The 6,848-nt window shown below is 64.1% G+C and carries 7 protein-coding genes; 5 read left to right on the forward strand and 2 right to left on the reverse strand.

Translation table 11 applies throughout. The annotated features are described in order from the left end of the window. The first annotated feature begins 129 nt into the window (after positions 1-129). The 5 genes from Mgrana_RS03985 to Mgrana_RS04005 all read left to right on the forward strand — a co-directional run bounded on the left by Mgrana_RS03985 (position 130) and on the right by Mgrana_RS04005 (position 4,465). The gene (locus Mgrana_RS03985) at positions 130-1,029 is read left to right on the forward strand and encodes a M23 family metallopeptidase (RefSeq protein WP_119356302.1); all 900 of its coding nucleotides are present in this window, start codon (positions 130-132) and stop codon (positions 1,027-1,029) included. A gap of 78 nt (positions 1,030-1,107) precedes the next feature. Continuing rightward, the gene (locus tag Mgrana_RS03990) at positions 1,108-1,497 is read left to right on the forward strand and encodes a bactofilin family protein (RefSeq protein WP_119356321.1); all 390 of its coding nucleotides are present in this window, start codon (positions 1,108-1,110) and stop codon (positions 1,495-1,497) included. A gap of 81 nt (positions 1,498-1,578) precedes the next feature. After that, the gene (locus Mgrana_RS03995) at positions 1,579-2,544 is read left to right on the forward strand and encodes a M23 family metallopeptidase (protein WP_119356303.1); all 966 of its coding nucleotides are present in this window, start codon (positions 1,579-1,581) and stop codon (positions 2,542-2,544) included. A gap of 51 nt (positions 2,545-2,595) precedes the next feature. Continuing rightward, complete coding sequence (accD, locus tag Mgrana_RS04000) at positions 2,596-3,435, forward strand: acetyl-CoA carboxylase, carboxyltransferase subunit beta (RefSeq protein WP_119356304.1); 840 nt, start codon at positions 2,596-2,598, stop codon at positions 3,433-3,435. Positions 3,436-3,517: 82 nt separating this feature from the next. After that, complete coding sequence (locus Mgrana_RS04005; RefSeq protein WP_119356322.1) at positions 3,518-4,465, forward strand: acetyl-CoA carboxylase carboxyltransferase subunit alpha; 948 nt, start codon at positions 3,518-3,520, stop codon at positions 4,463-4,465. Positions 4,466-4,470: 5 nt separating this feature from the next. On the opposite strand, the gene lpdA is transcribed toward Mgrana_RS04005, so the two are convergent. Together lpdA and sucB are read right to left on the reverse strand one after the other, a co-directional pair. Continuing rightward, on the reverse strand, positions 4,471-5,853 hold the full coding sequence (lpdA, locus tag Mgrana_RS04010; protein WP_119356305.1) for a dihydrolipoyl dehydrogenase: 1,383 nt from the start codon (positions 5,851-5,853) through the stop codon (positions 4,471-4,473). Positions 5,854-5,888: 35 nt separating this feature from the next. Further along, positions 5,889-6,848: dihydrolipoyllysine-residue succinyltransferase (gene sucB / locus Mgrana_RS04015; protein WP_119356323.1), on the reverse strand; the 960-nt coding region annotated here is incomplete at its 5' end.

Here is a 6,848-nt window from a genome sequence, read left to right on the forward strand (position 1 = left end):
ATTAAGGGGCACGGGGGGTTGGCGGAATTCCCGTTTGGGGCGTGATTTCTGCCCATCCCAGGGCTTGCCCTTGACCAAGGGCTGCAATTGTGCTTGACTTGGGCAACCCTCATGGGTTACTTATAGCCGGTGCGACGGCAGCGTCACCCGGTCCGCTACACCTTGTGGCTGGCCCGCACCGGGGCGGTTCCCCGCACCCTTTCCCTACCGGTTTGGGTGCCGCTGGTGGTGGTGTTGGGGCTGCTCGGCTGGAGTGGGCTCAACCTGTGGTTGTGGCAGCGCACCGCTGAGATGCGTAGCCTGCAACTGCGGCTGCTGAGCCTTTCAGAACAGGCCCGGAGCCTGAACAACCAGCTCGAGGCGGAACGCACCCACAACAACACCCTGAGCCAGAAAGCCCAGGCGATCCTGCACGATCTTGCGACCCTCGAGGCGGAGATCAACCGGCTGCGAACCAGGGCGGGGATGCCGGCGCTTCGCCTGACCCCCACCCGCAACGAGGGGCCTAGGGGCGGAGCTGAGGTTCCCGCAAGCCTGGGGCAGGTGTTGGCCTTTGCCGATGGTGAGGCCCGGCGGCTCAACGGCACCCTGGGCGAGCTTTCCCCTGCGCTCGAGGAGACCCTCCAGCGCGAGGCCGCGGTTCCGTTTGGGTATCCGCTGCTGGGGTATACGCGCACCGCTTCTGGATTTGGTTACCGGGGTAACCCCTTTGGCTGGGGGTTTGAGTTCCACAACGGCCTGGATTTCCCCGCGCCTTACGGCACCCCCATTCACGCGACCGGGGCAGGGGTGGTGGTGAGCGCTGGGTGGAACGGCCCCTTTGGCCAGGCGGTGATCGTGGATCATGGCTATGGCTACAAGACCCTTTACGGGCACATGTCGCAGATTCTGGTCAAGCCCGGCGACCGGGTGGAGCGGGGCGATACCCTAGGCCTGGTGGGCTCTACGGGGCGTAGCACCGGGCCACACGTTCATTACACCGTGTTCCAGGGGGGTACCGCGGTGAACCCTGGGGCTTTCTTGAACTAAGGGGGGGCGCAGCCCAATTTGGCCTTTTATTCCTAGAGTTGGCGGGTATCATTGATCCGCCCAGAGGAGAGAACCATGATGCTAGGCGGACGCAAACCCACTCCTGGAGCCCTGACCTATATCAGTGAGGGCAGCGAACTCGAGGGCAACCTCAAAACCAGCGGCCCAGCCCGCATAGACGGCAAGATCAAGGGCTCGCTCATGGCCGAGGGGGACTTGGAGATCGGCCCCAAAGCCCATCTCGAGGGGGAGCAGGTCAAGGGCCACAACATCATCGTGCATGGACAGGTCAACGCGCAGATCATCGCCCAAGGCAAGCTGCACCTGACCAAAACGGCCCGGGTCGAGGGCGATGTCCGGGCCCTTTCGCTGGATGTGGAAGCTGGAGCGGTGTTTGTGGGCCGCAGCCAGACCGGCGAGCCCAAAGCCCTGCCCCAGGGGGGGAAATCAACGGTTGCCAACCAGTAGCCCTGAGGTGGGGATCCCGGGGCGTATGGCGGGTTAGCGATCACCGGCTCGAGTTCAGTTGGCCGCTAAACTGATGGAGATATGCACCGCCAGCCTTCCAACCCTGCCCTAACGGTGCGGGTGCCGCTGTGGGTGGCGGTCGTGCTTCCGCTGACCTTTGTGGTGTTGCTGGTCTGGGTCGCCCGGTATGGCAGCGGCCCTCGGGAGCAGGCGGAGCGGCTCAGGGCCCTCGAGACCCAGGCCAAAACCCTAGCCCTGGAACTCGAGGCCGAGCGCAGCCGTACCCGAGCCTACTCCAGTGAGGCGGTACAGCTCCAGCAGGACCTGGGGGTACTGGAGAGCGAGATCAACCGGTTGCGCCAAAAAGCCGGTCTGCCCAAGGTGCAGCTTGTGCCGTCGCCTTCCGCTCCCCTTCCCGATGCTGTGCCCAGTGGCCCCAAGGGAGCCGGCCAGCCGGTGAGTACCGGGGACCTGCTGCTCAGCTTGCGCGCGCAGATGAGCAGCTTTGGCGCGACCCTCGAGGAGACCGCGGAGGCGCTCGAGAACCCCTTGCCCAAAGACCCTGCGCCGCGCCCCTATGTGCGCCGGGCCAGCCCCCGGCCTGCTCCGGGGGCTGAACCCCCCAATTGGGCCCAGTTCATGCCGGCAGGGATGCCCCTTACCGTACAAACCTATATCAGCTCTGGGTTTGGCTATCGCAGTAGCCCATTTGGTGGGGGCAGCTCAGAGTTTCACAACGGCCTGGATTTCCCCGCCCCGCTGGGCACCCCGGTATACGCCACGGCTTCAGGCAAGGTAGACCAGGTGGGCTGGAATCCCATCTTTGGCCTGATGGTTTTGATCAACCACGAGAACGGGCTCTATACCCTCTATGGGCACCTTTCGGAGGCTCGAGTGGCCCTGGGGCAGGCCATACAGCAGGGAGACTGGATTGGAGCGGTGGGCTCGACCGGGCGCTCAACCGGGCCCCACCTGCACTACACCGTCTACCGCTACGGCTCCGCGGTGGATCCCACGCCCTACGTAAGCGCGGCTGCCAGCCGCTGAGTCTCGAGTCCAGCCCCCCACACCCCAGGGGCGTGGTATAAACTATGCGTCATGGCTTTGGAGCGGCTGTTCCGCCGTCGCCGGGCAAAGGGCGAGGCCCGTGATGTGCCTGAGCTATGGGTTAAGTGCCCTAACTGCGACGCGCAAATCTATAAAAAAGACCTCGAGGCCAACTGGTATGTCTGCCCCAAGTGTGGCTACCACATGCGCCTTTCAGCCGACAAGCGGGTGGAGCTGTTGGCGGACGAGGGCAGTTTCCAAAAGACCACCGGCTTGAAGCCGGTAGATGCCCTGAACTTCACCGATACCGAACCCTATCCCAAACGCCTCGAGCGCTACCAACGTGAGGCCGGGCGGCCCGACGCCATCGTGGGGGGGCGTTGCACGGTGGGGGGGGTGCCCAGTGTGCTGCTGGTCATGGACTATGCCTTTGCTGGGGGCTCGATGGGGAGTGTGGTTGGCGAGGAGCTAACCCGGGGCATTGAGGCTGCAGCCAATGAAAACCGCAGCGTGGTGATTGTCTCGGTCTCGGGTGGGGCTCGCATGCAGGAGGCTGCGCTCTCGCTGATGCAGATGGCCAAAACCACCCTGGCCCTGGATCGCTTGTGGGCCCGGCGCTTGCCCTACATCTCGATCCTCACCGACCCCACCACCGGCGGGGTAACGGCCAGCTTCGCGGCCATTGCCGATGTGATTTTGGCTGAACCAGGGGCGCTGATCGGTTTTGCTGGACCCAGGGTCATCAAGCAAACCATCCGCCAGGACCTGCCGGAGGGGTTTCAGCGCTCGGAGTTCTTGCTCAAGCACGGCATGGTGGATAAGGTGGTGGACCGCCGCAAGCTCAAGGAGACGGTGGCCGACGTGTTAAAATTGTTGTACCCAAGAGACTGACCTATGACCCATGAGCGTCGTATCGAGTGCGGCCCAGGGTATGGGCCCGAAGCCCTACGGGGAATCTACCGGCGAGGTTTGTGTGGCGCTTGAGTTTGAAAAGCCCATCGCTGACCTCGAGGCCAAGATTGCAGAGCTCGAGGGATTCGCTACCAAGAGTGGGGTGGACCTTTCGGACGAGCTGTCGGTGCTGCGCGAGCGGCTGGCCCAGCTCAAAAACGACACCTTCGAGAACCTCACCCGCTGGGAGCGGGTGCAGCTGGCCCGGGCCCCAGGGCGCCCAACCAGCCTGGACGTCATTGGGGGGATCACCACCGGGTTTGTCGAGCTTTCCGGCGACCGGGCCTATTCCGATGATGCCGCGGTGGTGGGGGGGCTGGCTTACCTCGAGGGGGAACCGATCGTCATCGTGGGGCACCAAAAGGGCCGTGACACCAAGGAAAACATCTACCGCAACTTTGGGATGCCCCATCCTGAGGGGTACCGCAAAGCCATGCGGATGATGGATCTGGCCGACCGTTTTGGCCGGCCCTTCGTGGCCCTTATTGACACCCCTGGGGCCTACCCTGGGATCAGCGCAGAGGAGCGCGGCCAGGCTTGGGTAATTGCCCAAAGCATCCAGCGCATGGCCCGGCTGCGGGTTCCGGCGGTGGCCATCGTGTTGGGAGAGGGGGGGTCGGGCGGGGCTTTGGCCATTGGGGTGGGCAACCGCATCTTGATCCTGGAAAATGCCTGGTACTCGGTGATCAGCCCGGAGTCTTGTGCGGCCATCTTATGGCGCGATGCCAAAGAAGCCGCCAAAGCAGCGGAGGCCCTCAAGCTCTCGGCGTTTGATCTGCTCGAGCTAGGCGTGGTGGACCGGATCATCCCTGAACCGGGTGGGGGGGCCCACCGCGACCCCAAAGCCACCTTTGTCCATATCAAGCAGGCCCTGCTGGAGACTCTGGCTGAACTCAAGCCCCTTCCCCCGGAGGCCCTGTTCGAGGACCGCTACCGCCGCTTCCGGGGGTTGGGGCGCTTTCAAGAGTAAAGGGCCTAGATGTGAATGGGTTTTCCGCCTACGGCCATGGCGGCTTCTTTGAGCGCCTCGGCTAAGGTGGGGTGGGCGTGCGAGGCTCGAGCGAGGTCCTCCGCGGAAGCCTGGAAGGCCAGCGCCACCGCGGCCTCGGCGATCAGGTCACCGGCCCGAGGCCCCAGGATGTGGATGCCCAGAATCCGGTCGGTATCGCGATGCGCCAACACTTTGGCAAACCCCTCGGTGTCGTTCATAGCCCGGGCCCGGCCGTTGGCGGAAAAGGGGAAGGTTCCTTTGGTATAGGGGAGGCCTTCGGCCTGGAGTTCCTCCTCGCTTTTGCCCACCGAGGCGATCTCGGGGTGGGTGTAGACCACGTTGGGGATGGAGTTGTAATCCACGTGGCCGTAGCCGGTGACCATGAATTCGGCCGCAGCGATGCCTTCCTCTTCGGCTTTATGGGCCAGCATCGGCCCGGCAATCACATCGCCGATGGCGAAGATGTGGGGCAGCCGGGTCTGGTAATGGGCATTGACCGGGATCCGACCTTTGGGATCGGGCTCGAGCCCGATAACCTCGAGCCCCAGCCCATCGGTGTTGGGGATCCTCCCGGTCGCCAGCAGCACCCGCTCCGCCCGCAAGGGCTCGCCGCCCTCGTACTCCACCACGCCCTGGCCGTTTTGGGCATAGGCCCGGGTCACTCGAACCCCGGTGCGGATCTCCATGCCCTGTTTCCGAAACACCCGCTCGGCGGCCTTGGCCAGCTCCCCGTCCATCCCGCCCAACAGCCGGGGCAGGTATTCCAGTACTGTTACCTTGGCTCCCAGGCGGTTCCACACCGAGCCCAGCTCGAGGCCAATCACCCCGCCGCCGATCACCACCAGGGTTTCGGGTACTTTGGGGTAGGCGATGGCCTGGTCAGAGGTTCCGAGGATGTCGTAATCCAGCTCCACCCCGCTCAGGGGGGCTACCTTGGAACCGGTGGCCAGAATGAAGCGCTCCGCCTCGAGCTCCTGGACTTCCTCTGGCCCCTCCACCACAATCGTGTGGGGCCCGGTAAAGCGGGCATGGCCGTGATAGCGGGTGACCTTGTTCTTCTTGAACAGGAAGTTGACCCCGTCGGTATTGGCCTTGACCACTTTTTCCTTGAAAGCCATCAGCCCCGGCAGGTCCAGCTCAGCCCCGGCAATCCGCACCCCGATGACCTGATTCATCTCCACCGCGTGAATCTTCTCGGTACTGTCGAGCAGGGCTTTGGAGGGAATACACCCTACCCGCAGGCAGGTGCCCCCTAGGGCCGGTTCCTTCTCGACGCAGGCCACCTCGAGACCCAGTTGGGCGGCCTTAATGGCCGCTACGTACCCCCCTGGCCCGGCTCCAATCACGATGAGTTGATGTTTTGGCATGAGACAACCTCGCTCCAAGCCTCAGGTGACCTGTACTAAACTTCTAGGGCCAGCCGGACCGGATTTTCAATCAGCTCTTTGACCCGTTTGAGAAAGGTCACCGCCTCGCGCCCATCCACCACCCGGTGGTCGTAGGAGAGGGCCAGGTTCATCATCGGGCGGATCACCACCTGCCCCCCCTTGGCTACGGGACGCTCGACGATGGCGTGCATCCCCAGGATCCCCACCTGCGGCGGGTTGAGGATGGGGGTGGAGTTCAAGGAGCCATAGATCCCCCCGTTGGTGATGGTGAAGGTACCCCCCATCAGCTCCTCGGGTTTGATCTTCTTGCTGCGCACCCGCTCGCCATAGTCGGCGATGGTGGCCTCAATCTGGGCCATGCTGAGCCGGTCGGCGTCACGGATCACCGGTACCACCAGCCCCTCGCCCCCCCCTACGGCGATGCCGATATCGTAGTAGCGGTGGTACACCAGGTTGGCGCCCTGGATTTCGGCGTTGAGCTGGGGGATTTCCTGCAGGGCTTGGGTCACCGCCTTGACAAAGAAGCTCATAAAGCCCAGCTTCATCCCGTACTTCTTCTGAAAGCCTTCGCCGTACTCCTTGCGCAGCTCCATCACGCTCCCCATATCGGCCTCGTTGAAGGTGGTGAGCATGGCGGTGTTTTGCTTGGCCGAGAGCAGCCGCTCGGCAATTCGGCGGCGCAAGGGGGTCATGGGTACCACATCGTCCTTGCGCTCGCCAGGGGCTGAGGGGATGAGGGGAATGGTAGGGGAAGGCTTAGGGCTGGGAGCCGGGACCGGGGCCGACTTGGCCTCGGCAGCCCGCTGGGCGTCTTCCTTCAGAAGGCGCCCCCCTGGGCCACTGGGCTGAACCTGAGCTGCACTGAGCCCGGCCTGGGCCAGGATTCGCTCCGCTGCGGGCATCACCCTGGGCTCGGCCACCGCGGCGGCCCCGCCCCCTTGGCTGGGCGCAGGGGGTTCGACGCTAGCGGGGGG

The organism is Meiothermus granaticius NBRC 107808 (genome assembly GCF_003574355.1).
Taxonomy (GTDB): domain Bacteria; phylum Deinococcota; class Deinococci; order Deinococcales; family Thermaceae; genus Meiothermus; species Meiothermus granaticius.